At 38.6% G+C, this 24,482-nt stretch carries 22 protein-coding genes; 6 read left to right on the top strand and 16 right to left on the bottom strand.

The window, feature by feature from the left end:
- Positions 1–190 precede the first annotated feature (190 nt).
- The 3 genes from H5160_RS00760 to H5160_RS00750 are packed head-to-tail and all read right to left on the bottom strand — an operon-like array spanning position 191 to position 1,829.
- Complete coding sequence (locus H5160_RS00760; protein WP_007586685.1) at positions 191–763, bottom strand: tRNA-(ms[2]io[6]A)-hydroxylase; 573 nt, start codon at positions 761–763, stop codon at positions 191–193.
- A 47-nt stretch (positions 764–810) separates the two neighbouring features.
- Entirely contained in the window at positions 811–1,443 is a 633-nt protein-coding gene (locus H5160_RS00755; protein ID WP_182736394.1) for a sulfotransferase, read from the bottom strand.
- A 14-nt stretch (positions 1,444–1,457) separates the two neighbouring features.
- Positions 1,458–1,829, bottom strand: coding sequence for an MAPEG family protein (locus H5160_RS00750; protein WP_024604385.1), 372 nt, complete (start codon positions 1,827–1,829; stop codon positions 1,458–1,460).
- Positions 1,830–1,980: 151 nt separating this feature from the next.
- Between H5160_RS00750 and H5160_RS00745 the strand changes: the two genes are divergently transcribed.
- A complete protein-coding gene (locus H5160_RS00745; protein ID WP_182736392.1) occupies positions 1,981–3,333 on the top strand; it encodes a DUF2254 domain-containing protein in 1,353 nt (450 codons plus the stop codon).
- 2 nt (positions 3,334–3,335) lie between these two features.
- Here the strand turns inward: H5160_RS00745 and H5160_RS00740 are convergent, their stop codons facing one another.
- From H5160_RS00740 to ggt, 3 genes are all read right to left on the bottom strand, one after another.
- Positions 3,336–4,061 (bottom strand): SIMPL domain-containing protein, encoded by a 726-nt coding sequence (locus H5160_RS00740; RefSeq protein ID WP_024598391.1) that lies wholly within the window; start codon positions 4,059–4,061, stop codon positions 3,336–3,338.
- Positions 4,062–4,214: 153 nt separating this feature from the next.
- Entirely contained in the window at positions 4,215–5,909 is a 1,695-nt protein-coding gene (locus H5160_RS00735) for an NAD-dependent malic enzyme (RefSeq protein WP_002962527.1), read from the bottom strand.
- 142 nt (positions 5,910–6,051) lie between these two features.
- A complete protein-coding gene (ggt, locus tag H5160_RS00730) occupies positions 6,052–7,830 on the bottom strand; it encodes a gamma-glutamyltransferase (RefSeq protein ID WP_182736391.1) in 1,779 nt (592 codons plus the stop codon).
- A 97-nt stretch (positions 7,831–7,927) separates the two neighbouring features.
- Here ggt and rrtA point away from each other — a divergent pair, with 97 nt between their 5' ends.
- Entirely contained in the window at positions 7,928–8,512 is a 585-nt protein-coding gene (gene rrtA / locus H5160_RS00725; protein ID WP_182194594.1) for a rhombosortase, read from the top strand.
- Positions 8,513–8,593: 81 nt separating this feature from the next.
- On the opposite strand, the gene H5160_RS00720 is transcribed toward rrtA, so the two are convergent.
- From H5160_RS00720 to H5160_RS00700, 5 genes are all read right to left on the bottom strand, one after another.
- Positions 8,594–11,098: a prolyl oligopeptidase family serine peptidase gene (locus H5160_RS00720; RefSeq protein WP_182736390.1), complete on the bottom strand. Its 2,505-nt coding sequence runs from the start codon at positions 11,096–11,098 to the stop codon at positions 8,594–8,596.
- Positions 11,099–11,230: 132 nt separating this feature from the next.
- Positions 11,231–12,394 (bottom strand): endonuclease/exonuclease/phosphatase family protein, encoded by a 1,164-nt coding sequence (locus H5160_RS00715; RefSeq protein ID WP_182695939.1) that lies wholly within the window; start codon positions 12,392–12,394, stop codon positions 11,231–11,233.
- A 112-nt stretch (positions 12,395–12,506) separates the two neighbouring features.
- A complete protein-coding gene (locus H5160_RS00710) occupies positions 12,507–13,658 on the bottom strand; it encodes a 5-(carboxyamino)imidazole ribonucleotide synthase (RefSeq protein WP_182711244.1) in 1,152 nt (383 codons plus the stop codon).
- Between the two features lie 2 nt (positions 13,659–13,660).
- The gene (gene purE, locus H5160_RS00705) at positions 13,661–14,143 is read right to left on the bottom strand and encodes a 5-(carboxyamino)imidazole ribonucleotide mutase (RefSeq protein WP_002962540.1); all 483 of its coding nucleotides are present in this window, start codon (positions 14,141–14,143) and stop codon (positions 13,661–13,663) included.
- A gap of 151 nt (positions 14,144–14,294) precedes the next feature.
- Positions 14,295–15,884, bottom strand: a complete 1,590-nt coding sequence (locus H5160_RS00700) for an ABC-F family ATPase (protein WP_182736578.1) — start codon at positions 15,882–15,884, stop codon at positions 14,295–14,297.
- 637 nt (positions 15,885–16,521) lie between these two features.
- Here H5160_RS00700 and H5160_RS00695 point away from each other — a divergent pair.
- Positions 16,522–17,730, top strand: a complete 1,209-nt coding sequence (locus H5160_RS00695; RefSeq protein WP_182736389.1) for a porin — start codon at positions 16,522–16,524, stop codon at positions 17,728–17,730.
- Positions 17,731–17,819: 89 nt separating this feature from the next.
- On the opposite strand, the gene H5160_RS00690 is transcribed toward H5160_RS00695, so the two are convergent.
- The gene (locus tag H5160_RS00690; protein WP_182695936.1) at positions 17,820–18,731 is read right to left on the bottom strand and encodes a LysR family transcriptional regulator; all 912 of its coding nucleotides are present in this window, start codon (positions 18,729–18,731) and stop codon (positions 17,820–17,822) included.
- 108 nt (positions 18,732–18,839) lie between these two features.
- On the opposite strand from H5160_RS00690, the gene H5160_RS00685 reads away from it, so the two are divergent.
- Both H5160_RS00685 and H5160_RS00680 read left to right on the top strand, forming a co-directional pair.
- Positions 18,840–20,015 carry an MFS transporter gene (locus H5160_RS00685; protein WP_182736388.1) on the top strand — a complete coding sequence of 392 codons (1,176 nt, stop codon included), beginning with the start codon at positions 18,840–18,842 and terminating at the stop codon, positions 20,013–20,015.
- A 23-nt stretch (positions 20,016–20,038) separates the two neighbouring features.
- Positions 20,039–21,178, top strand: a complete 1,140-nt coding sequence (locus tag H5160_RS00680; RefSeq protein WP_182736387.1) for an MFS transporter — start codon at positions 20,039–20,041, stop codon at positions 21,176–21,178.
- A gap of 517 nt (positions 21,179–21,695) precedes the next feature.
- Here H5160_RS00680 and H5160_RS00675 read toward each other — a convergent pair.
- From H5160_RS00675 to H5160_RS00665, 3 genes are all read right to left on the bottom strand, one after another.
- Complete coding sequence (locus tag H5160_RS00675) at positions 21,696–22,577, bottom strand: alpha/beta hydrolase (RefSeq protein WP_182736386.1); 882 nt, start codon at positions 22,575–22,577, stop codon at positions 21,696–21,698.
- 30 nt (positions 22,578–22,607) lie between these two features.
- Complete coding sequence (locus tag H5160_RS00670) at positions 22,608–23,219, bottom strand: MarC family protein (protein WP_182736385.1); 612 nt, start codon at positions 23,217–23,219, stop codon at positions 22,608–22,610.
- Between the two features lie 169 nt (positions 23,220–23,388).
- Positions 23,389–23,871, bottom strand: coding sequence for a GNAT family N-acetyltransferase (locus H5160_RS00665; RefSeq protein WP_182736384.1), 483 nt, complete (start codon positions 23,869–23,871; stop codon positions 23,389–23,391).
- A 107-nt stretch (positions 23,872–23,978) separates the two neighbouring features.
- On the opposite strand from H5160_RS00665, the gene H5160_RS00660 reads away from it, so the two are divergent.
- Positions 23,979–24,179, top strand: a complete 201-nt coding sequence (locus H5160_RS00660) for a hypothetical protein (RefSeq protein WP_002962626.1) — start codon at positions 23,979–23,981, stop codon at positions 24,177–24,179.
- 58 nt (positions 24,180–24,237) lie between these two features.
- Here the strand turns inward: H5160_RS00660 and H5160_RS00655 are convergent, their stop codons facing one another.
- A complete protein-coding gene (locus H5160_RS00655; RefSeq protein ID WP_002962627.1) occupies positions 24,238–24,432 on the bottom strand; it encodes a CPXCG motif-containing cysteine-rich protein in 195 nt (64 codons plus the stop codon).
- Positions 24,433–24,482 lie beyond the last annotated feature (50 nt).

Here is a 24,482-nt window from a genome sequence, read left to right as displayed (position 1 = left end):
ATTGAATAGGTAGCAAGTATGAGACCAAGGGTTTTTATTTTTATTATCAGTAGATTGAAGTTTATAAATGTGGTTTTTATTATTTTGATTCGCAAATTGCAAATCAACAATTCATGAAGAGATTAGCAAAGGAGTAAGAGCAGAGAGGTATGGCGCAAAGCGAGTAAAATAAGCTCTGCGCTAGTTTTAATTAATGCAAAGCGGCTGTAAACGGGATGCTTTCACAGATTTTTGCTTCAGCTATAAGTAGCTCTTCTAGGCGAACATCAACTTCTTCTTTTTCAAAGTATTCGTAAGCGAGTTCTACAAATAGGTTTTTATGTTTTTCTTCTGATTTGGCAATAGCAACGTAAAAGTCTTTTTCTTTACCCTCAGGAAGTGCTTGTGCAACTAAAGAAAAACGCTCGTGACCACGTGCCTCAATTACACCGCCAACCAGTAATCGGTCCATTAAAAAACCATCACGACCATGTCTAAATAGTGCACGTATTTGTTTTATGTACGGGTCTTTTTTGTCGTCACCTAAGTTTACATCGCGCTCTAAAAGCAATTTAAGTACTTGTTTAAAGTGTATTAATTCTTCTAGCGCTAAATCGGTCATAGCTTTTACTAATTTACGTTTGTCTGGATAATGCGAAAGCATAGACATAGCCATACCCGATGCTTTTTTTTCAGCAGCGGCATGATCTTGTAAAAAAGTATTAAAGTCAGCAAGGACAACTTCGGTCCATTCAAATGGGGTGTGGTATTTTAATTCAAACATGTTCTGTACAACTTAAATAATAATGCGGGGATTTTAACGTATTTGATTTAAAAAATCTTGTAAGGCAGTAATTTATCTATGCGCCCTTTAGCCGTAGACTCAACTTTTAACGGGTGTTTAATATCGTTCCATGCGGTGACTTTTCCGCCCATATTCATTTTTTCAAAATCAGTTTTATCACTTTCTAATCTTAAAAAATTACACAACTTTTTGTAACTATCAGGCTTTGCTATATCAATGGATAAAAAATCGTCGTCACGGTTATTAAAGTACGTTTGAGCATCATTAAAATGTGTTTCATAACAGTCTGCTAAGTAACTATCGTCGCTAATATTATCAAGCGAAAGCTCACTAAACGTATTTAAATAACAGCGTTTTATATGAATATTAAAGCCCCCGTCTGCACGGGTTAAATTAGTGTGCATACGCGTTAAAAGCTGTTTTATTGAAGGTAGCCATGCACTCAGTTCGCGTTCTAAATAAATAAACTTAGAGTCTGGATAATGAATATCAAGTGCTTTAAAGTCATTAAATATGGGAGTGTCGGCAATCGCGTTAGCATTTTCAAAACAAGCATTAGTATACGCGGTATGCGCCGTTGTAATGCCGAGCTCTAAAAATGCGTGGCACACACTCGTTGTGCCGGTACGCGGTAAACCTATTATAAATATTTTGCTCATTAGCTTTTCTTTAATTAGCCACGTGTTACTAGCAATAAAAAGGCGCTAACAATAATCACCAAAAATGTAGCAATAGTACCAATTTGGCGATATTTCAGACTTTTTTCTACTATGCCTAAATTTTGAAATACACGCCCTATTAATAACGCACCACCTAATATATGGCAGTAATGGCTAGCAAGTCCTTGGTACTCTGCCAAAAAGAGTAAAATTAAAGCAATTGGCACGTATTCCATAAAGTTAGCGTGGGCACGTACAGCACGTTGCAGCGTTGCGTTACCGTTATCACCAAGTGATATCTGCTCCGCGCGGCGCACTTTTATTACGTTAAAGCTCAAATAAATGTAAAAGAATGCAAGTAATGCAGCATAAGTTGAAATGATCACGGCGTTTTCCTGTTATTTTTATCGCATAAGCATGCGCTTTATTATTGTGGGCGTGATAATAACATATAAATTTGAGCAGCATTATCAGAAGTTTAATAAATGCCTATGCTAAGCTAGGGTATTAAGTAAGTAGAAATTACATAAGGATTTTATGTTTGTACCTCGCAAAGTAGCCGACAGTTACCGTGAAATGATTAACAGTATTGGCTTTTACCCTTCGATGCTTTCAGTGGGCTTTTTAGCATTTGCCATTATTACTATGTCGGTTGAATATTTAGCGCCTATTGAGCAGCTAAAATCGTTTATATCGGTTGTACTTGTTGATAGCGCTGAAAACGCACGTACTATTTTAAGCACCTTAGCGGGGAGTATTATTTCGCTTACCGTGTTTAGTTTTTCAATGGTAATGGTCGTTTTAAATTCGGCCAGTGCGAGTTTATCGCCCCGCGTAGTGCCTGGGCTTATTACGCGTAAATCACATCAAATGGTTTTGGGCTTTTATTTAGGCAGCATAATTTACTCCATTATTATGCTTATAAATATTAATAAACTTGAAGGTGGCAGTACGGCTATTCCTTCAATAGGTGTGTTGTTTGCACTTGTTTTTGGATTGATTTCATTAGGTTTATTTGTATTTTTTATACATTCAATCTCTCGTGCCATTCAGGTTGATAACGTATTAAATGGCTTGTTTAGCCAAACTAAAAACGAAATTAAAACAATAATACAAAGACAACAAGAGAACCCAGTTGAAGACTTTCCAGACTTTAGTAAGTGGCATTCGGTTAGCAGTAAAACAGAGGGATATTACAAAGGCGTCCAAACCGATAAGCTCAGTGCCATTTTGGCAGAGCAAGATATAAAGGTGTATATCTCTGTTAACCAAGGCTATTTTACAGTTAAAGGCTATCCGTTTTTAAAATGTAATAAAGACATATCAAACGATGAAGAGCTGATAAATAAAATTCTCGACTGCTTTATTTTTTATATAGAAGAGTACATTAGCGATCATTACCGTTATGGGTTAACGCAAATATCAGAAATTGCAGTTAAGGCAATGAGCCCGGGCATAAACGATCCAGGTACTGCGGTTAAATCAATTGATATGCTGAGTATTTTACTTATTCAACGGCTTTCAATTAACGATATTAACTACTCGTTTAAGCACAGTGATAATGGACCATTACTATACCTTCATGAAACAAGCTTTGATGAGTTATTACATGACAATTTTACACCGCTGCGTAATTACGCCAAAGGCGATGCATACGTAATGACAAATGTGCTTGAGGCATTTAAAAACATTTTGTTTATTGCCCATAAAGATACCGATGCACGAAACAGTTTATTTAATTACTTAAATGCGATTGTTGATGACATAAATGAACATGTAACTAATGAATACGACAGACGCGAAGTGACTAATATGCTCAACTCAATAGCGCGCATTAGCCAAGAGCAAGGTGAGAAGTTGGTGGCACGTTTTGAGCACCACCAAAAATAAATTTAATCTATGTAGTACACGGCATAGCTTGAAGCCGTTACTTTAATCTCTCCAGCATGGTAGGCATCAGGTACATAGTTACTTGGTGCGCTATCAGCCATCATTACTTTTTCTGCGCGCATATAAGGCTGCGACTGAACATTGAGTGGACTCAGTGATGCGCTGTACAATCCTTTTAAATCAACGCCATAATCTTCACTAAATTCTTTTGCTGCATCCCGTGCATCTTTAATTGCTAACTTTTGCGCTTTTTTGTGCAGCTCGTTGTAGTTACTTGCTAAAAATTGCGTTTGATTAATTTCGTTAATACCGTTGTTAACTAAGCTTTGTAGTAATTCAGGGTATTTATTTATATCGCTAAGTTTTACAGTTAATGTACGAGAAACCTTAAAGCCTTTAAATTCTTGATTACCGGTAGTGCGGTTATATTGGCTATCACGGTTTATTGAGATTTGCCCGGCGTTTATATCTCCCTCTTTAACACCAATTTCTTTTACGAGCTTAATTGCTTTAGCGATGGTCAAGTCGGTTTTATTTTTAGCAGCAATTAAGTCTTTATCAACTTCGGTAATACCTACGCTAAGCTGCACGTAATCTGGCATTGTGGTAAGAGTCGCTTCGCCCTTAACATAAATATGAGGAGCATCGGGAGTTGCAGCCGCCAGTGCATCAAAACTAAGTACGTTAAAAGCCAGTGCACTACCTAAAACAAGAGTCAGTGTTTTCATTAAGTCGATCCTTTAATTATGTAAAAGCAAGTAAACACCGTACGTGGTTAATTAAATATGAACAAGCACAAAAAACAGGCAATTGCCTGTTTTTTGTTAAGCATTGTAACTGTGCCTACAACGTTATTTATTTTTAATTACTTATAAACCTAATTAAACACTACAACGTTTATAGTTACGGTATTTTGGTAACCAGTAATTTTTGTCGATTGCTGCCCATAATGCGTCATCCGTAATCTCAAGAGCAACGCCCTCTTCGATTGCCTTTTTAGCGATGGCAAATGCAATACGTTTACTTAGCGTTTCAATTTCAGTCAAGGCTGGTAATAAACTACCTTTACCTGTGTTTGCACGCGGCGACGACTCTGCAAGCATTTCGCTAGATACACTTAACATTGCATCTGTAATGCGTGTCGCTTTAGCGGCAATAACCCCTAAACCAATACCCGGGAAAATATAACTGTTGTTACATTGTGGGATTGGGAACGTCTCGCCATTGTACTCAACAGGATCAAATGGGCTACCTGTGGCAACAAGTGCTTTACCGTCAGTCCACTTAATCACATCAGCAGGATGCGCTTCTACTTGCTTAGATGGATTACTTAATGGGAAAATAATTGGCTGTTCACAACCGGCATGCATAGCGCGTATTACTTGTTCTGTAAATAAGCCAGGTTGACCAGAAACACCAATTAGAATGTCAGGTTCAGCACAGTGCATAACATCAAGCAGTGATGCGTACTCGCCGCTGTATGTCCAATCACTTAACGAGCCTGTAGGTTGTGCAAGTGCTTGTTGGAAATCGCGTAAGCCTTCCATACCCTCACTAAGCAAACCAAAACGGTCAACCATAAATACTTGGCTACGCGCTTGTGCTTCTGAAATACCTTCAAAAACCATTTGGCTAATAATTTGCTCAGCAATACCACAACCAGCAGAGCCTGCACCCACAAAAACTACTTTTTGCTGGCTTAGGGTTGAATTTTTAACACGACACGCAGCAAGTAAAGAACCGACCGTTACAGCCGCAGTACCTTGAATGTCATCGTTAAAGCTACAAATTTCATTGCGGTAGCGCTTAAGTAATGGCATTGCATTTGGCTGTGCAAAATCTTCAAACTGAAGTAATACATTTGGCCAGCGACGTTTAACCGCTTTAATGAATAAATCTAAAAACTCATCGTATTCGTCTTGAGCAATTCGCTTATGGCGTGCGCCCATGTACATAGGATCGTTTAAAAGCTTTTCGTTATTAGTACCCACATCAAGCATTACAGGCAATGTGTATGCTGGGCTTATACCACCACACGCTGTGTAAAGTGACAATTTACCAATTGGAATACCCATGCCACCAATACCCTGATCGCCTAGGCCTAAAATACGCTCGCCATCGGTTACAACAATAACTTTTACTTTACCTTTGGTAGCGTTGCGTAAAATGTCGTCAATTTGGTAACGATCTTCATACGAAATAAATAAACCACGTGCGCTGCGGTAAATGTCTGAGAATTTTTCACAAGCATCGCCCACTGTCGGTGTGTAAATGATTGGCATCATTTCTTCAAGGTGGTCACGCACTAAACGGTAGTAAAGTGTTTCGTTGTTATCTTGAATCGCACGTAAGTAAATATGCTTATTAAGGTTGTCGGTAAAGCTAGAATACTGCTGATAACAGCGCTCAACTTGCTCTTCTATTGTTTCAAAGCGAGGAGGAAGTAAACCAGCAAGATTGAAATTTTCGCGTTCTTTTTTACTAAAGGCACTGCCTTTATTTAATAGCGGTGTTTCAATTAGGCCAGGGCCAGAATGATGAATATATAAGTAGTTAGGATCAGTATTAGTTGTCATATTTCCAGGCTTTAACGGAGTCTTAAGTTATGATCTGTCATTATCAGTGTTAAAGGTTTAATTGCAACGACAATTAAGCTAGTCAGACCATTGAGAGAAAATACATGCAGGCTTCACTGCCCGCATGTATATTATACATAATTTAAAATTGTATAGTGGCGTTATTATCAGTTAAATCAGATAACGCAATACCTTCACGGCGTGGATCAGCTCCGCCGTAAAGTTTGTCATTTTTAACTTCAACTGCGTGTAAGCCCGAGTTTAAGTCAATAATACGTACATTGTGGCCGCGTTTAGTAAGTGCAGGCGCAATGGCTTCAATGGCTGTGCCTTTTTCAAGGCTGGTGTAATCGTTACGATTTGTTGTACGCGGTAAGTTAATAGCGTCTTGCGCTGATAAATTCCAGTCAATAACACCCACAACAACTTGTGCAACGTAATCTATGATACGACTACCGCCAGGTGAGCCTACAATTAAACGTAAGCTGCCATCTTTATTAAATACCATTACCGGTGACATAGAGCTACGCGGGCGTTTACCAGCCTCTACACGGTTTGCTACAAGCTTACCGTTTTTACGTGGCGATAACGAAAAGTCAGTTAGTTGATTATTTAAAATAAAGCCATTAACCATAACCGTAGAGCCAAACGCCATTTCAATTGAACTAGTCATCGAAACGGCATTACCTTTACTATCTACAATAGAGACATGAGAAGTAGAAGGTAACTCGTATGAATCATCCATTGCATAACTTAGGTACCCTACTGGATTACCGGCTACGGCTTTTTGGTCTGTTTCGGTAATTAATTTAGCGCGTGAGGCAATATAATCTTTGTTTAATAGCTCTTTTGTAGGTACTTGGGTGAAATCGGGATCGCCCATGTACATATCGCGATCGGCAAATGCAATACGCGAAGCTTGGCTAAAGTAATGAATCGCCTTTTCGCCATTTGGTTTAAGGGCGCTCATATCTTTATGCTCAAGTAGGCCAAGCATTTGTAGCACAGCTACACCGCCACTACTTGGTGGCGCCATAGAACACACGTTATAAGCACGGTATTGTATACATACCGCATCGCGTTCTTTACTTTTGTAATCTGCTAAATCTTGCACACTTAATTTACCAGGGGCTATTTTAGAGTGCTGTACAGCATTAACCATTTGTTTAGCGTTTTCGCCTTTGTAAAATGCATCAATGCCCTGCTTTGCAATGTCTTTGTATAAATCAGCAAGCGGTTGATTCTTTTTAACACTACCTACTTCAATTAACTTACCATTTGGGTAAAAGTATTCGTTAATAATCGGCATACTCAATACACCAGGGTTTAATTGGTGTGCTAATAAGCCATGTAAACGCGGCGAAATTACAAAGCCTTGCTCTGCAAGTTCAATAGCCGGTTTAAAAAGCGCTTCCCATGGCAATGTACCGTATTGTTTATGCGCGCTTGCAAATGCGTGTAAAATACCAGGCACACCAACAGAGCGTCCGCCTACTACAGCTTCAATCCATTTAACGGCTTTACCGTGCTTATCTAAAAACAGCGTTTCGTCTGCATTTGCAGGTGCTGTTTCGCGGCCATCAAAACTAGTCAATTTATTGTTTGCTTTGTTGTAGTACATCATAAATGTACCACCGCCAATACCTGAGGATTGCGGTTCAACTAAAGTAAGCACTAGTTGAGTAGCAATCGCAGCATCTACGGCACTGCCGCCTTGGGCTAAAATTTGTTGACCGGCTTTTGAGGCATATGGATTTGCCGCAGCTACCATGTATTTATCACCTTGCACTACTTTTTTATGGATTAATCCGGTAGCAGCTTCAGGTTCGCGAGTTTCAATTTGAGTTGCTTGCTGTGCAAATGAAGGCAGTGATACTGCGCACAGTCCAATGGCAAATAATGAGTTAAGTTTAAAATGCATAAAAATACTAAAAACACTTAATTACGTAGTTGTATTTGGCATCTTAAAGTTAAACGGGCACAATATGCAAAAATTTTGACTAAAAAAATATAATAAAATGCTTAATTTACCTATTCAACCTCGTTATATATTACCGCCTATTATTTTGCTGCTTTTTAGTACCATTTTTGCTGCATTTGATTTAAATAGTTTACTTGAATTTAACCGAAGCCTAATTGATGATGGCGAACTGTGGCGAATCTTTTCTAGCCAATTTGTTCATGCTAATTGGGCTCATTTGGGACTAAATGCCAGTGGTGTTTTACTAATATGGTTACTACATGGCGAATACACATCACCTACTCGTTACGCCGTTAATATAAGTGCGCTGGCACTGTGGTGTGGACTTGGCGTGTATTGGTTTTGCCCAAGCATACATATTTATACCGGATTAAGTGCTCTGCTGCATGGCGTAATTATTTGGGGGGCAGTTAAAGATATAACTGTAGGGCTTAAGTCGGGGTATTTATTATTTATAGGCGTATGGATTAAAATAGCGTTTGAGCAATTTAGCGGCCCTAATGCTGATATAGGAAAGCTTATTAACTCCACTGTGGCTATTGATGCACATTTAATTGGTGTAATTGGCGGGACTCTGCTTGCCATACCACTGGTTATAGAGCTCTTTAAAAAGAAAAAATAAAGTTAGATTTTGTTCAACCCAATAAAAACGCCGCATTAGTTAACTAAACCAATGCGGCGTTTTTGTTTTTATAATTAAAGCTTAAAGCGTTTCTTTAAATAATTTATGAATACGGCGGTATTCGTCTAACCAGCTTGAAGGCTGTACAAAGCCATGCGGTTCAACAGGGAATATAGCTGTTTCAAAGTTTTGTTTTTCAAGCTCTATTAAGCGCTGTACTAAACGCACTGAGTCTTGAAAAAACACGTTATCGTCAACCATTGGGGCATTAATTAATAAACGTTTGTTTAAGCCCTCAGCGTAATAAATTGGCGAGCTGCGCTCATACGCAATCGGGTCAACATCAGGATGGTTTAATATATTAGCTGTATAACCTGTATTGTAATGTGCCCAATCGGTAACAGGTCTAAGTGCCGCACCCGATTGAAACAACTCAGGCGCGGTAAACAATGCCATAAAGGTCATAAAGCCGCCGTAAGAGCCACCATAAGTGCCGACTGCTTTGGTATCAACGTTGGCATTTTGCGCCATCCATTTAACGCCATCGGCTAAATCTTGTGTTTCAGGCGTTCCCATTTGACGATAAATTGCGGTGCGCCAATCACGCCCGTAACCTTTAGATGCGCGGTAATCCATATCCATTACTATGTAACCTTCATCAGCGAGCAATGAATGAAACATAAATTCACGAAAATAAACCGAAAATCCCATATGTGAGTTTTGTAAGTAACCCGCGCCGTGGTTAAAAATAACTGCTTTGCGATTTTTACCTACTTCACCTTCAACGTAATCAGCTGGGTAGTACACTTTTGCGTATATTGGTTGTTCGGTATGGCTCGATGGCACAGCAACAATTTTAGGTGCAGTTAGCTTTTTAGCTAAAAACTCATCCGACACTGTATGAGTTAATCGCGTTGCTTTTGTATTGGCTTGTGCGTCAGCTACATAAAGCTCATTAGGCATCGTAATTGTAGAGTGCTTAAGGAGTAACTTAGTTTCATCTGGGCTCAACGTGTAATCGGTCATGCCGTTTAAGTCAGTAACTTGCTCACTCTTACCAGTTTGCGGGTTAACGCGGTAAATTTCGTACAGACCTGGGTGTTCAACATTCGCTTTATAATAAATTGCGCTGTCGTCACTTGTAAGCGTTAAGTTAGAAACCTCAAATTGGCCTTGTGTTAGCGCGGTTGCACTACCATTAACTGGTTTTTTATAAAGCTGGCTGTAACCCGACTCTTCCGATAGGTAATAAAGCGTGTTCGAGTTATGTAACCACCCAAAGTCGTTAAACGCATAAGCAATCCATGCGTCGTCATGCAGGCGATGTTGCGACACAAGTTTGTTGTTTTTAAAATCTACAGTAGCAAGCCAACGGTCTTTGTTGTCCCATGCTTCGAGCATGATAGCCACTTGCGAGCCGTCATCGTTCCATACTATAGGGCTTTGCTCAAAACCCCAGTCCATAATAAGGTTAATACCACGAGGTGCCTTTTTAGACTTATATGCTTTACCATCACGTGCATAATTTTCTTTTTTAACTGCGGCTAAAACATCTTCGTCAAAGCCCGGTAAGGTATTAAAGCTAAGTGATGTTTGCTCTTTGTTAGTTAAATTGATGTAGACAAGCTTTGAGGTTTCTTGTTTAGCGTCGGCTACACGGCGGCGTGCTTTTTTAGGTTCTATAGTGGCGTCATTTGTAATGTAGTTAGGCATAATATCGCCATCACCACGCCAGTCTGTTTGCTTTTGTACAACGACTAACAGCGCATCACCATTTGGCGAAAGCTGCGCTTCTGCAACGGTATTTCCTTCGCCTAAGTAATAAGCTGTGTTAGCAATTGAATCGTTTTGTTCATTAATTTGCTCACTGCGTGCTTGCTTATCTTTTTTATTTTTTTGTTGAAGCGCCACAAATTTAATCAATTTATGCTGCTCTTTAGCAATATACGTGCTTGGCTCTTCAATACCTTTTGGCTCATCAGCAAGTTTTAAGTTAGCAAGCTCGCTCGTTAAGCCTGTTTTTAAATCAACTTTAAAAAATACATTGCCTTGGCGGTAAACTAAATCGCCATTATTTAAAAATTGTGGCTTTGACTCGCCCGCTGATGTAGCTGTAATTTGTTTAAGTTCGCCGGTTTTTAGGTTTTTAACAAATACATTGCCTTTAAATGTGTAGGCCGCCATTGTTTTATTTTTAGAATAAACGGCTTTATTTGAACCCACAGTATGAAGTTTATTAAGAGCTACTTGCTCTGCTGTTTGGCTAGTAACCGATTGGCTAAATAAATCGCGTAGTGTATTACCCTGCTCTTTTTGAGCATAAATAATAGTAGACGAATCGCTAGCCCAGTAAGCACCCTCTGGCTGATTACCCATCCAATCGGGATCGGCCATTGCTTGTTCTAGCGTTATTTTTTGTGAGCCGATATCTGCTGGCGTGTTTACAACCGCAGCAATTTTAGTTGCTGGTAAAGCACTTTGCTGTGTTAAAGAGGTGTTAGCGGTAGCGCTACAACCTGCAAGCATAACACTTGAGGCAACAGCTAAGGCCACTAACGTTTTAGATGAAGAAAAATTAAAAATCATAGTGCTTCTATACGGTTATTATAATTAAGCCGTATTTAAGCAGAAGCACTTAAGTTATTGCAATTTTTTAAGATAAATAGCCATTAAACAGGGTAAAGCTCAGTTTACTAGCGCTTCTCTTGTTAACAGGCGTTATTCAATTACCAAATCAAGCCAAACCATGCGGTGATCGCTCGATGCGTTTCTATCTTTAATTAAGCGATACTCACTACTCATTTTAGTAGGCCAAAACACACCACCGTCCTTAATTTTTAAACCATAGTTTGATGGTAAAACGTAATCAACACGGGCTTGCCAATTAGCACTGTAATTTTGTGCATATGGCACATCATATTGCTCTTTAGCACCTTCGCTTTTTGGAACAAAGCTTGCGTTGATAAGTGGGTTTTTAAGTAATTGGTCGGTGGTATTTGTACGGGCTTTGTCCCCCTCAGGGGCTGCATTTAAATCGCCTAAAATAACAAAACGAGAGTGAACTTTTAAACCGCCCTTTTCGCCTTTATCGTCATAAATATACTTAGCATTTGAAACGTAATCGGCAATTAATCTTACTTCATCGTGGTTACGCTTGCCGTTTCTATCCTCTTCACCGTCAAATACAGGCGGTGTTGGGTGAGATGCAATAACATGAATTGTTTTATCATTTATGCTGATAGGTAAATCCCAAAACGATTTAGAACTGAGTCTAAGTGCTTGCCATTCTTGTGCGTTATACCAGTTTTCACCTGTTTTAGGCATCACAGGCATTTGTGCATTTGGCATGTCTTTATATTTAAAGGTTTGAAGGGTTCTTACTTTATCAAAATTAATTGGGTATTTTGACAAAATAGCCATACCATAATGCCCTTCAAAAAAGCCAAAGCCTTGTGCATCGCCCATCACGCCATTTTTATTGCCATCGTTATCTAAATCAAACTCGGTAGCTAGGCCTGTATTTACTGGTGCAATATAAGAGTAAGGGTAGTTAATAGCGGCTTGTTTTTGCTGACCTACATTTAAATAATGCTGATTAAAGTATTCAATGCCTTGCTCTTTTGGGATGTAATCAAATTCGTTAAGTAAAATAATATCAGGGCGAACACGCTGAATAATTTCCGCTATGTTCTTAATTTGCTGGTGGTTAGCTTTAAGTGCATTAACTAAAGCATCACTTTTAACTTGCTCACCTTTAGGCGTGTGATTAGTTGCATCCATACTTACATTAAAAGTTGCAACACGAAGAGATTCCGATGCAAATGTATTTAAGCTAAATAATGCAGTAATGGCTAGCACACCAGATATTGTTTTTAGTTTCATTGTTTTACTTCACAAATTTAAAATTAGACTTTAACAGTATTACTTATTCAAAGCCCATTTTTATGACAAAAAAATACCGGCTTAAGCCGGTATTTATATAAAGGTATGATAACTATTCACTGAGCACTAAATTGGCAGCTGCTTTTAAAATACCAGGATAATCTTGCTCTGGTAGGTACTCTGTAAGTTCACCAAGTTTGTCCGCAAGCTCACTCATATTAACAGCTGATACATTAATATGGCCCATTTTACGACCTGGTTTTGCAGTTTTACCGTACCAATGGCTCGTTACATCAACTGTTTTTAATACTTCACTTGGAATACTTGGTTGGCCTAATACGTTTATCATCGCGGTAATGTGTTTAAGCTCTGTATTACCAAGCGGTAAGCCTGCAACAGCACGCATGTGGTTTTCAAACTGCGAGCAATGGCAACCTTGTTGCGTCCAGTGGCCAGAGTTATGTACGCGCGGTGCAATTTCGTTAACGAGTAACGTGCCTCTTACATCAAAAAACTCAATTGCTAATACGCCAACGTAGTTAAGCTCGTTTGCTATTTTTGTAAATGCATCGTTTGCTTGAGCTTCAACACTTTGATTATTTTTACCGGCAATAGAAAGCGTTAATACACCATTTGTGTGCTCGTTTTCTGTTAGCGGATAAATAGCAACATTACCGTGTTTGTCGCGCGCACCAATAATAGATACTTCACGATCAAACGGAATCATTTTTTCAGCAATAATTGTATGTGGCGCAAGCTCGGTGCCCGATGCAATAAAATCAGCCATTTGTGACCAAATCTCGTCTATTTGATCATCCGATTTTAAACGCCATTGGCCTTTTCCGTCGTAACCCGCTTGGCATGTTTTAATTACAAGTGGTTTACCTAGAGTTTTAACGGCAAGTTCTAAATGCGCTTTTTCAGTAATTAATTGGTACGGCGCACAAGTTACGTTTGTTTTATCAAGCAATGCCTTTTCAAGCGAGCGATCGCCACCGGTTTTAATAGCGGCTTTACCTGGGTAAAACTTATTACTGTTACAGCAAAGGGTTAAAACATCATCAGGAATGTGCTCAAACTCGGCAGTAATGGCATCAGCGTTTGATATTGCTTGCTCAAGCGACGTGTTATAAACCTCACCGGTTAGCGGGTGCATAATTTGTTTACTGCCTACATCGTACGCAACAACGTTTAAATTAAGCGGCGCTCCTGCAAGGCTCATCATACGTGCAAGTTGCCCTGCACCTAATATTAAAATATTCATCATTACTCTGCAGGGTTTGGATTAGCTAATATAGTGTCGGTTTGAGCTTTACGAAACGCTTCAATTTTTGCAAAAATTTCTGGATTTTGACATCCTAAAATTTGTGCAGCTAATAAACCCGCGTTTGCTGCGCCCGGCTCACCAATTGCAAGCGTACCTACTGCAACGCCTTTAGGCATTTGGCAAATAGATAAAAGTGAATCAACACCATTTAATGCTTTTGATTTTACAGGTACGCCAAGTACAGGAAGCGACGTAAAAGCAGCCGCCATACCAGGTAAATGCGCTGCGCCGCCAGCACCAGCAATAATAACTTTAATACCACGTTCTGCGGCTGAACTTGCGTAATCAGCAAGTAATTGAGGAGTGCGGTGTGCAGACACGACTTTGGTTTCGTACTTAATGCCAAAATGCTCTAGCATAAGTGCTGCATGTTCCATGGTTGGCCAATCTGATTTTGAACCCATAATAATGCCAACAGTCATAAATACTCCTCAGTAATGTATTTTGAAAATAGCGGACTTATGTCCGGTTTTAGGCGGGTATTATACCCAAACCAAGTTTAATTGCGACTCACAAAAACAAAAAAAGCCATGTTTAAACATGGCTTTTTAGAGTTAACGGGTAAATAGCTAATTAAGCTTCTTTACTCGCTAAGTATTCGGCGTAGTTGCCTCTAAAGTCGATAACTTTACCGTCTTTAATTTCCCAAATACGGGTTGCAACCGATGATACAAACTGACGGTCGTGGGAAACAAACATCAATGTACCCTCGTAAGCTTCAAGGGCTAAGTTAAGCGCTTCAATTGATTCCATATCCATGTGGTTAGTTGGCTCATCCATTAACAATATGTTTGGCTTATGCATCATAATTTTACCAAACAACATGCGGCCTTGCTCACCACCTGAAATTACTTTAACTGATTTTTTAATATCGTTTTGAGAGAATAACATACGGCCTAAGAAGCTACGAACCACTTGCTCGTCGTCGCCTTCTTGTTGCCATTGCTCCATCCACTGAAACAAGTTCATGTCGGTTGCAAACTCATCAGCGTGATCTTGCGCGTAGTAACCAATATTCGCGTTTTCTGAGAACTTAAACTCACCAGCTTTAGGTGCTAGGCGCCCTGCTAATGTATTAAGTAATGTTGTTTTACCAACACCATTTTCACCAATAATAGCAATACGTTCGCCAACTTCTACTAAACCTTCAAGTTCAGAAAACAACGTATTGTCGTCAAAACCTTGTGTTAAGTTTGTCATTTCAAGTGCGTTTCTGAATAACTGCTTTTCTTGATCAAAACGGATAAACGGCGTTTGGCGTGAAGATGCTTTAACTTCGTCTAATTGGATTTTGTCGATACGTTTAGCACGCGATGTTGCTTGCTTAGCTTTAGATGCATTAGCAGAGAAACGAGATACAAACTGTTGAAGTTCAGCAATTTGGTTTTTCTTTTTCGCGTTTTCGTTAAGTAATTGCTCACGTGCTTGCGTTGCTGCAAACATGTATTCGTCATAATTACCTGGGTAAATACGAAGCTCGCCGTAGTCAATGTCGGCCATGTGTGTACACACAGAGTTTAAAAAGTGACGGTCATGCGAGATGATTATCATGGTACAGTCGCGCTGATTTAACACGTCTTCTAACCACTTGATGGTGTAAATATCCAAGTTATTAGTAGGCTCATCAAGTAGCATAATGTCTGGGTCTGAAAATAATACCTGTGCAAGTAGCACGCGCAGCTTAAAACCCGGTGCAATTTCTGACATTGGGCCAAAGTGTTGGTCAGTGCCAATACCTACACCTAATAAAAGCTCACCTGCTTTAGATTCTGCAGAGTAACCATCCATTTCAGCAAATTCAGTTTCAAGATCGGCTACTTTCATACCGTCTTCTTCACTCATTTCAGGTAAAGAGTAAATACGGTCTCGTTCTTGTTTAATTTCCCACAACTCTTTGTGGCCCATAATCACGGTATCGATTACTGAGTATTCTTCGTAGGCAAACTGATCTTGGTTAAGTTTAGCAACGCGTTCGTTAGGATCAGTACTTACATTACCTGCAGACGCTTCGAGCTCACCACTTAAAATTTTCATAAATGTTGATTTACCACAACCATTTGCACCGATTAAACCGTAACGGTTACCATCGCCAAATTTTGCTGAGATATTTTCAAATAATGGTTTAGCACCAAATTGCATGGTGACATTAGCTGTACTAATAATAGCGCTACCCTCCAAAGGAGTAATGATGTATTTAAATTGCGCGCAGTTTAAACCAAAATGGCCTGTTTTTCTATGAAAGTTTAAAAGCAAACCACTGCGTTTTAGCCATTTATTATGGCTATGTAGTTAGTAGTAAAAATAACGGATTAGATTTAATGGTTTCGTTAATTTTTATTCAGCTTATTCTAATTAAAATCCATAAAGTATGTTTTATAAACGGGCATAAGAGATTAGAAATTACGATACAAATTAGAGTAAAAACACTTTTAACGTATTTGTGTGTCTACTTAACTCATTTTTGTTCACCCTATAATAATAAAAAGTTATATTTATGAAAATAAAGTACTTTTAGAGCTTTTACACTAGTTACTACTTTTTAACCAAGATGAAATTAATTCAAATTACTATTTTTATACATCGCTAATTTCTCATCCTATTTACCTATCAAATCATTAAAAACATAAACTTTTGCAACACCTGAAAAACAAAATTAACCTTTAGTGAATATCCGTTAAGTTTAACGATTAATTTTATTGAGTATTTTTCACTTTTGAGCCGTTTATTGCTTTGTTAGTCTTCGAATCTGAATTTTTACCTACGTAAAAAATTGACCAATTTACACAGGGCAACACACAAGATGAGCAAAAAATTAGCGACGCTTATTAGCGCAAGTATTGTATTCGCACCCGCTGTTTCGGCAGTTGAATTATACAAAGATGACAAAAATACTGTTGAAGTTGGTGGATATCTTGATGTGCGTGTAATTAATACACAAAACGAAACCGAAGTTGTTAACGGTACCTCGCGCATTAACTTTGGATTTACCCGAAAGCTTAAGAAAGACTGGACCGCACTCGCACTCGTAGAATGGGGTGTAAACCCTGTTGGCAGCAGCGATATTATTTATAACAATCGTTTTGAGTCTATCCAGGATGAGTTTTTATACAACCGTTTAGGTTACGCAGGGCTTTCGCACGAAAAATATGGCCAACTTACCATTGGTAAACAATGGGGTGCATGGTACGACGTAGTTTACGGCACAAATAATAGCTTTGTATGGGATGGCAATGCGGCTGGTGTTTACACCTATAACAAAGACGATGGCGCTGTTAATGGCACTGGCCGTGGAGATAAATTAGTGCAGTACCGCAATAGCTATAACGATTTTAGTTTTGCAGTACAAGCGCAGCTTAAAAACAGCGAATTTTATACCTGTGACGTCACCGACATTTCAGAAGAAGAATGTGAAGCACTTTGGAACTCTGGCGATAGTGCAGCCCAAGAAGTTGAATTTAATTACACATTTGGTGCGTCTGTAACTTATACCCCAACTGACATGCTAACACTTACAGCAGGTGTTAACCGTGGTGAGTTTGATTTAACGTTTGGCGATGGTTCTACTCGCAATGTTGAAGATTTAATTTATGGTGCAGGTATTATGTGGGGCAACATTGATGAGCCCGGCCTATACGTTGCAGCCAACGTAAATAAAAACAAAAACCACGACACAGATAACATCGGTCGCTTAATTAAAGACGCAATCGGTGTAGAAACATTTGCATCTTACCGCTTTGATAACGATTTTCGCCCTTTTATTGCCTACAACGTGTTTGATGCCGGTGATGATTACGTAATTCAGCCAAACTTTAACGCCGACCCAGACGATGTATTTAAGCGTCAGTTTGCTGTTATTGGCCTTCATTACCTAATTGACGAAGCTACTATTGCCTACATAGAAGCGCGTAAGGACTTTAGTGACTTCGAAAGTGATAACGACGATCAACAAGCACAAATGGAGCAGTCGGAAGACGACGGTATAGCATTTGGTTTTAGATATAAGTTCTAAATATAAGCTCTAAATATAAGTTTAAAAACGACTACAACTTCCCTAAGCACAACCCTTTTAGCCCTTTTGACTTTTTTAATTGGGCTTTTTTATTCCGCCATACTTTTTTTAATACTTGGTTTTGCATTTAAGGCTATTTCAACAAATGCATTAACAGCCGCATTGGTATCTGCTTTTTTAAATTGTAATAGCACCGGAATTTGCGTAAATACATCGCTCAATTTTATAAAATGGCACCCTTTACTATACAATTTACGTACGCAATAAGGCGCAATTGCCACACCAAGGCCTGCAGCCACTTCGGTAACTAATGTTTGCATATGTCGAGGTTGGCTAATAATGTTCGGTGAAAAACGAGCTTGTTTGCATTGCAAAATGGTTTCATCAAAAAGACCAAGTGCTTCCTCTCTATTAAAAATGATAAATGGCTCATTTTTTAGTTTAACTAAATCAATGTTTTTATAATTTGCCAGCGCATGGTTTTGATTAACTATGGCCACTAATGAATCTACATAAATAGTATGACTTACAAATTCATCATTAATCGAATCAGGTAAAGGCCGTGAAAAACCCACATCAATTAAATCATTTTTAAACGCATGTATCTGCTCAGTTGCGGTCATTTCAAACAATGTAACGTGCACGCTTGGGTATTGCTGTTTGTATTCTCGAACCAGTGCTGCCATAAAGGCTAAACATGCCGAGCTTAAGTGCGCAATATTAAGTGTACCTACCTGCCCGTTGTGGGCACGTTTAACCTGAGTTTTAGCTTTGTCAGCTAGAGCCAAAATAGCGCGTGCATCTTTTAATAGCTGCTCACCCGCTTGAGTTATTGCAACATCGCGTGAATTTCTTATAAACAGCACAACATCAAGCTCGCTTTCGAGCTGTGCAATATGCCTACTTATTGCAGGTTGCACGGTGTGTAGCTCTTTGGCCGCTTCTGAAAAACTCTGATGCTTAGCCACGCTGACAAAACTTTTTAATGTTTTAATATCCATTACGCACCTTAAATACATTTTTTGTATAGATTCTATAAAATAATGTCATTTTTGTTATAGGTAAAGAACTCATACCATAGCGGCATGAGTTAACAACACTAGACAGCTATGACCAAACCCAAACAAAATCAGTCATTAAGTCGATTTATTTTATTACTAATGACCACTGCAATTGCCGCAACAGCAGCAAACTTATACTACAACCAGCCTATTTTACCGCTTATAGCGAACGAATTTAATTTAACTGATTCACAGCTTGGGAGTATTCCCGCGCTTACACAAATTGGTTACGCGTTTGCGTTATCATTTATTTCTCCTTTGGGTGACTCGATTGCTCGCAGGCGTTTAATTACTATTTTGTCGAGCTTATTAGTAGTGGCTTGTAGTGCAGCAATGCTTGCACCTAACTTACCTTTATTACTTATATCGGTATTTTTAATTGGTGTAAGCGCCAATATAACCCAGCAATTAATACCCTTTGCAGCATCGCTTGTATCGAGCGAGCAAAAAGGTGCCACGTTAGGCACATTAATGATGGGCTTAACTATCGGTATTTTACTTTCAAGAACGTTAAGTGGATTTGTAGGTGAGCAATTTGGTTGGCGAAGTGTATTTTTAATGTCGGCAGTACTCGCAGCATTATTTGGTATATTACTGCGCGTGTTTTTACCTAGCAATAAGCCACACACTAATTTGCGTTATTGGCCTCTCATTAAAAGTACGTTGGCGTTGTTTATTAAACATAAATCACTGCAGCATTTTACACTTTCGGGCGCATTTTGGTTTGCATCATTTAATGTGCTTTGGGCAACACTTGCAATTTATGTTAGTGATGAGCCATTTAACTACAACGCTCAACAAGCTGGTTTATTTGGTGTAATAGCATTGGCTGGCGTAATAGGCGCTAAGTCATCGGGTAAATGGGTCAGCAAACTAGGGTCTAAAGCTCTAATTATGATTGCACTTACGCTTGCGGCAATCGGCTTTGCTATTACAGGTTTGTTTAATGGCAGTTTAGCGTCGTTGGTTATTGGTATTATTTTAATCGACTTTGCCATATTTAGTGCGCAAGTGGCTAACCAAGTGCGTATTTTTAGTATAGATCCAAGCGCACAAAGCAGAATAAACGGCATTTATATGCTCGGTTATTACATAGGCGGAGCCGTTGGCTCTGCAGCAGGTGTAAAAGCATTTGATTTATACAAATGGGATGGCGTAATTGCCATAAGTATTATTTTTATAGTTATTAGCGGGATTTTTAATGCCCTTGCTAAAAAAGCTTAATTTTTACATTAATTGGAGAAACGATGAATTCACTCAAAGCGGCCGGTAGCTTTACGTTGTTATGTATAGCCAGCTTAACCATTATGGTTGGCACTCTTTTAGCGCCAGGCTTAGTTAGCATTTCAAACGGTTTAGGTATAACTAATAACACTGTACTTTTAATTACATTACCTTCTTTAGGTGCTGTTGTATTTGCGCCAATTGCCGGTCGGTTAATAGATAAATATGGCGCGTATAAACTTTTAATAATTGGATTATTTTTATATGGCTTTGTAGGTGCCAGCGGCTATTTTTTATATGGTCCAACACTTGTATTTATTAACCGATTTATTCTTGGTGGTGTAACGGCCATAGTGATGGCTGGCTGCACTGTATTAATTTCTATTTGGTACAAAGGTGAAGCTCGCTTAGGCATGATAGCCAAACAAGGCATGGCAATAGAACTTGGCGGAGTAATATTTTTATTTTTAGGTGGTTATTTAGCTTCACTGTTTTGGGGTTTACCGCTCGCGCTTTATTTAATTGCCTGGGTATTTTTAGCCATGCTTTTATTGTTTGTGCCAAGTAAAAACTCACTGGTTAGTAATAACGATGAAGCGCCAGAACATCTACACCAAAAAGCTAACAATGGCCTCTCGTTAAAAAGCGTTTATGTAATTTCAACACTTGCGATGATCATATTTTTTACATCAACCGTTTTACTGCCCATTACAATGAACCAGCAAAACTTTAACGAGTCACAAATAGGCCAACTACTCGCATTTATATCTTTAGTGGCTGTAGTTACTGCAGGCTTTATGCCTAAAATAACAAAGAAATTTGGTGAGCCTAAGGTGTTAGCATTAGCCTTTTTAGCCTTTGCTTTATCGTATATTTGTTTTACACAAGCAAGCACCCTACTTTTAGTTTTAGGCGCAATATTAATAGGTATAGGATTTGGTTTTAGTATTCCGCTTTTAAACCATATGACGGTAGAGCTCAGCGATGTGAAAGTACGCGGCCGTAACTTATCGTACTTTACGATGGCTGTATTCTCGGGTCAGTTTTTTACCTCATTTATGGAATATATACCTGGTGGTGAGAAAAACGTATTTATAATTTGTAGCGTTTCAGCATTTATAATTGCACTGGTATTGTTTTTTAAACCGACCAAAGCAAAGTAGTCGTAACTTACAAAAGAGCATTTTTATAAATGCTCTTTTTTTATCTAAACCTCCCGCTTTATTTGCACTACTTTCCTGATTACTTTTTTCTAATTTTACTCTATTGCTAAGTTTAGCATTATAATAACATTTAGTATGATGTGTTCTTTCTGTAAAGCCACCAGCTAACTTATATTAATTGCATTAAGAGTATATAAAGATGGTGAAACTATATTGAAATTGCAAAGTGCTTGCACTGATTATTGCTGATCACAAAGGCGTAAGGCTAATTAAAAGCAGTAACAAATAGGTGTGATATATGCTCATAGGTACTGCCTGTATTCTAACTCAACACCTACGCGCTGTATATAAACACAGTGCGCGTATTTACTGTGTAAAAATAAATTAAAACAACTCCCTTTGTAAGTCGTTAATAACATTAAACTAAGTAAAGTGCTATGAAGCTGATTCGTTATCATAAATAGTTAAAACACCGGTAGCTGTATATGCATACAGCTACCGATTAAACCTATCTAACCTACTTTTTAATAAACTTACTAAAACCAGCTAATGCCTTTGATACACTCAGTGTTGGATTATCTGAATGCTCAGCACCTTTGTTTATAGCACTTTGCCACACAAGGTTATTGTTAGGGTTGGCTGTTAAAACGGCCTCTAAATTACTAAACGATTTTAACATTAGCGGATGCTCTGCCCCGCCCACCGAAAGATATAAATAAGTAGACGACTTAACTTTGTTATCTTGAGCACTTAAAAACGCTTCTAAATTATTAACTACGGTCATATCGTCATACCAAGCCGCAGGGCTAAAAGCAAAATAGCCATTAAACAATTCAGGCTTTGTATGCAGCGTATACAGTACAAAGCTACCACCTGCCGAAAAACCACTTAAAACACGGTTATTACTAAGCTTATATTTTGCTGATAGATAAGGGAGTAACTCAGTTTCAATAAACGCTAAAAACTTGTCGGCTTCACCATTTGGTTCAATAAGTGTTTCATGCTCTGGACGCGCTTGTGTATTTACATCTTGGCGGGCATAAGGAGGTACTAAATCGCGATTACGTGTATCTGTAAAAAACAAATTAGGAATAGACACTAATATAGCCTTATCCCCTTTTTCGCTCTTAGCTTGTTTTGTAAGTGCTTTATCCCATGTATCTAAATTAAAGTTACCATCGGTTTTAATAATTAACGGATACGCTTTTTTAGGATTATAATTAGCGGGCAATCTTATAAACACTTTGCGCGACTCATTAAGCACGCTTGAGTTAATTGTTACATCTGTATAGGCCGATACATAATGGTTGTAATAGCGTATGGCTAAAATACCAATAGCAAAAATGACTACGGCTAAACTTAAATTAATAATATAGTGTTTTGTTATTTTTATTGCCATACGGCATTCCTTTCAATGTTTAGGAGTTATTTAATCGAGCTTAACCCATTGCTTTATTTCCAGCGCGGTCATAATAAGCTCAACCGAAAATGCGGCTAAAATCATGCCCATCACTCGCGTTAAAATAGACGCGCCGCCAGTACCAATTAGCTTAATAATTTTACCCGAAAGCAGCAACAGTATTAAGGTAATACCCAACACACCAAGTGTAACAAGCGCTGTGCCTATTTGAGTAGTAATTGGGTGTATGTGGTTATCGGTAAGTAGTATTACCGCCAAAATAGCGCCAGGAGTCGCCGTTGCAGGTATAGCAAGCGGAAACACGGCTATATCGTGAGCGGGGTCTTGTTTGGCTTTGTTAGAATCGTTTCCAAAAATCATTTGCAGGCCAAATAAAAACAATATAATTCCGCCCCCTAACTGAAACGACACCAACCTAATTCCCATCGCATTAAGTATTAGTTGCCCTATTAAAATAGAACCCAGTAATACGCCCCCGGCATAAAGTACCGTTTTAAATGCAGTTTTACGACGTTGTTGATCAGTTAAATGAGAAGTAAGCGCAGCAAACAGCGCCATTGTGCCTATAGGGTCAATGGTCGCCCAAATTACAAGCGCATCTTGAGAGAGTTTTTCTAGCATATAAAATCCTTGTTAAGCGTAAATGTTTAATAAAACACGGGTAACAAATTCATTTGCTTACGCTTAACTATAATAGAAAGCCGCTATTTTTTGTATTTTATTTACTGAGCTTTAAGGATTGAGGATTGAGGATTGAAAAAAGGTAAGCACTTATAATTGCCGTCTTGAGTTAAAGTGATTTATGCCAAATAGAATTTTCTCTTAAACTAAAGCCCAGTTTCATAAGTAAATTATGGGAACGTGCATTATGTGCACTCACCTCAGCAGACAAATGTTTAAGCGAAATATGCTTAACTAGAGTTTCAATAAAACCGGTCACCACTTCAAACATTACGCCCTTATCCCAAAAGTCAGGATGCAGCTCAAATCCTATAAACGCACTACTTTTACACGGGGTTAAATTATAAAGCCCACAAGTACCCATTAACTTTCCAGATATATTATGTTCAATTGCAACTCGAATTACTTCACCTTCGTAATATGCACTAATATCATCTTGTATTAATTGTTTGATTTGCGTTTTGCTAAGTGGTGTTTCGTAGTCGTTAAATTCTGACACGTGCGGGTGATTTAAAATATTAAATAAACACGCTGCGTGTTTGTGGGTAACTAAACGCAGCGTAACGCGCTCAAGCTTTGTGGTGTTAAACATTTTATTTAAGTGGTTAGTTAAATTAGCTCTTTATGGGCACGCATTATTAACTTACCATACCCTATTAACAAGCATTATCTTTAAAGCAAAAAGAGTAAGAGAACGTAATGAGTGACGATTTTAAAGTAATACAACCCACTACCACAGTATATTGCCCAAAGCGCGGCGAAGGCTGGACCTTAACAGGCATTACTAATATTAACGAGTTTACCTCAGTAATGTTTGACGGCACACGCTATACGCTTCCAGCACGCGAAATAGTAGAAGAACTTCTTCCTAACCAATTAGCGCGTGAGCAAAATAGCTAACCAAACACATACACAGTAAAAAGGCTGCAATTTTGCAGCCTACTATCTAATTAACGAGTTAAAATGCATCGTCTTCGCTGTAAACATTAACGTTTAGCTCGTCATCATTTTCAAATACCACAAACGAAATAGGCTTACAGCATACTTGGCAGTCTTCTATGTATTGCTCATCAATATCTGCTGCATCAAGTAATACTTCTATACTTTCTCCACAATAAGGGCAGCTTATTGATGTTTCTGTTAACTGGTTCATTTATCACCTGCTAATTTATATCACGAATGTTGTCACTTTAATGAACACGT

This window comes from Pseudoalteromonas sp. SG43-4 (genome assembly GCF_014164325.1).
Taxonomy (GTDB): domain Bacteria; phylum Pseudomonadota; class Gammaproteobacteria; order Enterobacterales; family Alteromonadaceae; genus Pseudoalteromonas; species Pseudoalteromonas distincta.
This window is presented reverse-complemented; position numbering and strand designations above follow the sequence as displayed.

Coding starts and splice junctions, on each gene's coding strand:
- H5160_RS00665 (WP_182736384.1), bottom strand. CDS start 23,871: ATGTTTAACACCACAAAGCTTGAGCGCGTTACGCTGCGTTTAGTTACC.
- H5160_RS00670 (WP_182736385.1), bottom strand. CDS start 23,219: ATGCTAGAAAAACTCTCTCAAGATGCGCTTGTAATTTGGGCGACCATT.
- H5160_RS00720 (WP_182736390.1), bottom strand. CDS start 11,098: ATGATTTTTAATTTTTCTTCATCTAAAACGTTAGTGGCCTTAGCTGTT.
- purE (WP_002962540.1), bottom strand. CDS start 14,143: ATGACTGTTGGCATTATTATGGGTTCAAAATCAGATTGGCCAACCATG.
- H5160_RS00740 (WP_024598391.1), bottom strand. CDS start 4,061: ATGAAAACACTGACTCTTGTTTTAGGTAGTGCACTGGCTTTTAACGTA.
- H5160_RS00655 (WP_002962627.1), bottom strand. CDS start 24,432: ATGAACCAGTTAACAGAAACATCAATAAGCTGCCCTTATTGTGGAGAA.
- H5160_RS00680 (WP_182736387.1), top strand. CDS start 20,039: ATGAATTCACTCAAAGCGGCCGGTAGCTTTACGTTGTTATGTATAGCC.
- H5160_RS00745 (WP_182736392.1), top strand. CDS start 1,981: ATGTTTGTACCTCGCAAAGTAGCCGACAGTTACCGTGAAATGATTAAC.
- H5160_RS00710 (WP_182711244.1), bottom strand. CDS start 13,658: ATGAATATTTTAATATTAGGTGCAGGGCAACTTGCACGTATGATGAGC.
- H5160_RS00695 (WP_182736389.1), top strand. CDS start 16,522: ATGAGCAAAAAATTAGCGACGCTTATTAGCGCAAGTATTGTATTCGCA.
- H5160_RS00760 (WP_007586685.1), bottom strand. CDS start 763: ATGTTTGAATTAAAATACCACACCCCATTTGAATGGACCGAAGTTGTC.
- rrtA (WP_182194594.1), top strand. CDS start 7,928: ATGCTTAATTTACCTATTCAACCTCGTTATATATTACCGCCTATTATT.
- H5160_RS00675 (WP_182736386.1), bottom strand. CDS start 22,577: ATGGCAATAAAAATAACAAAACACTATATTATTAATTTAAGTTTAGCC.
- H5160_RS00685 (WP_182736388.1), top strand. CDS start 18,840: ATGACCAAACCCAAACAAAATCAGTCATTAAGTCGATTTATTTTATTA.
- H5160_RS00660 (WP_002962626.1), top strand. CDS start 23,979: ATGAGTGACGATTTTAAAGTAATACAACCCACTACCACAGTATATTGC.
- ggt (WP_182736391.1), bottom strand. CDS start 7,830: ATGCATTTTAAACTTAACTCATTATTTGCCATTGGACTGTGCGCAGTA.
- H5160_RS00755 (WP_182736394.1), bottom strand. CDS start 1,443: ATGAGCAAAATATTTATAATAGGTTTACCGCGTACCGGCACAACGAGT.
- H5160_RS00690 (WP_182695936.1), bottom strand. CDS start 18,731: ATGGATATTAAAACATTAAAAAGTTTTGTCAGCGTGGCTAAGCATCAG.
- H5160_RS00735 (WP_002962527.1), bottom strand. CDS start 5,909: ATGACAACTAATACTGATCCTAACTACTTATATATTCATCATTCTGGC.
- H5160_RS00715 (WP_182695939.1), bottom strand. CDS start 12,394: ATGAAACTAAAAACAATATCTGGTGTGCTAGCCATTACTGCATTATTT.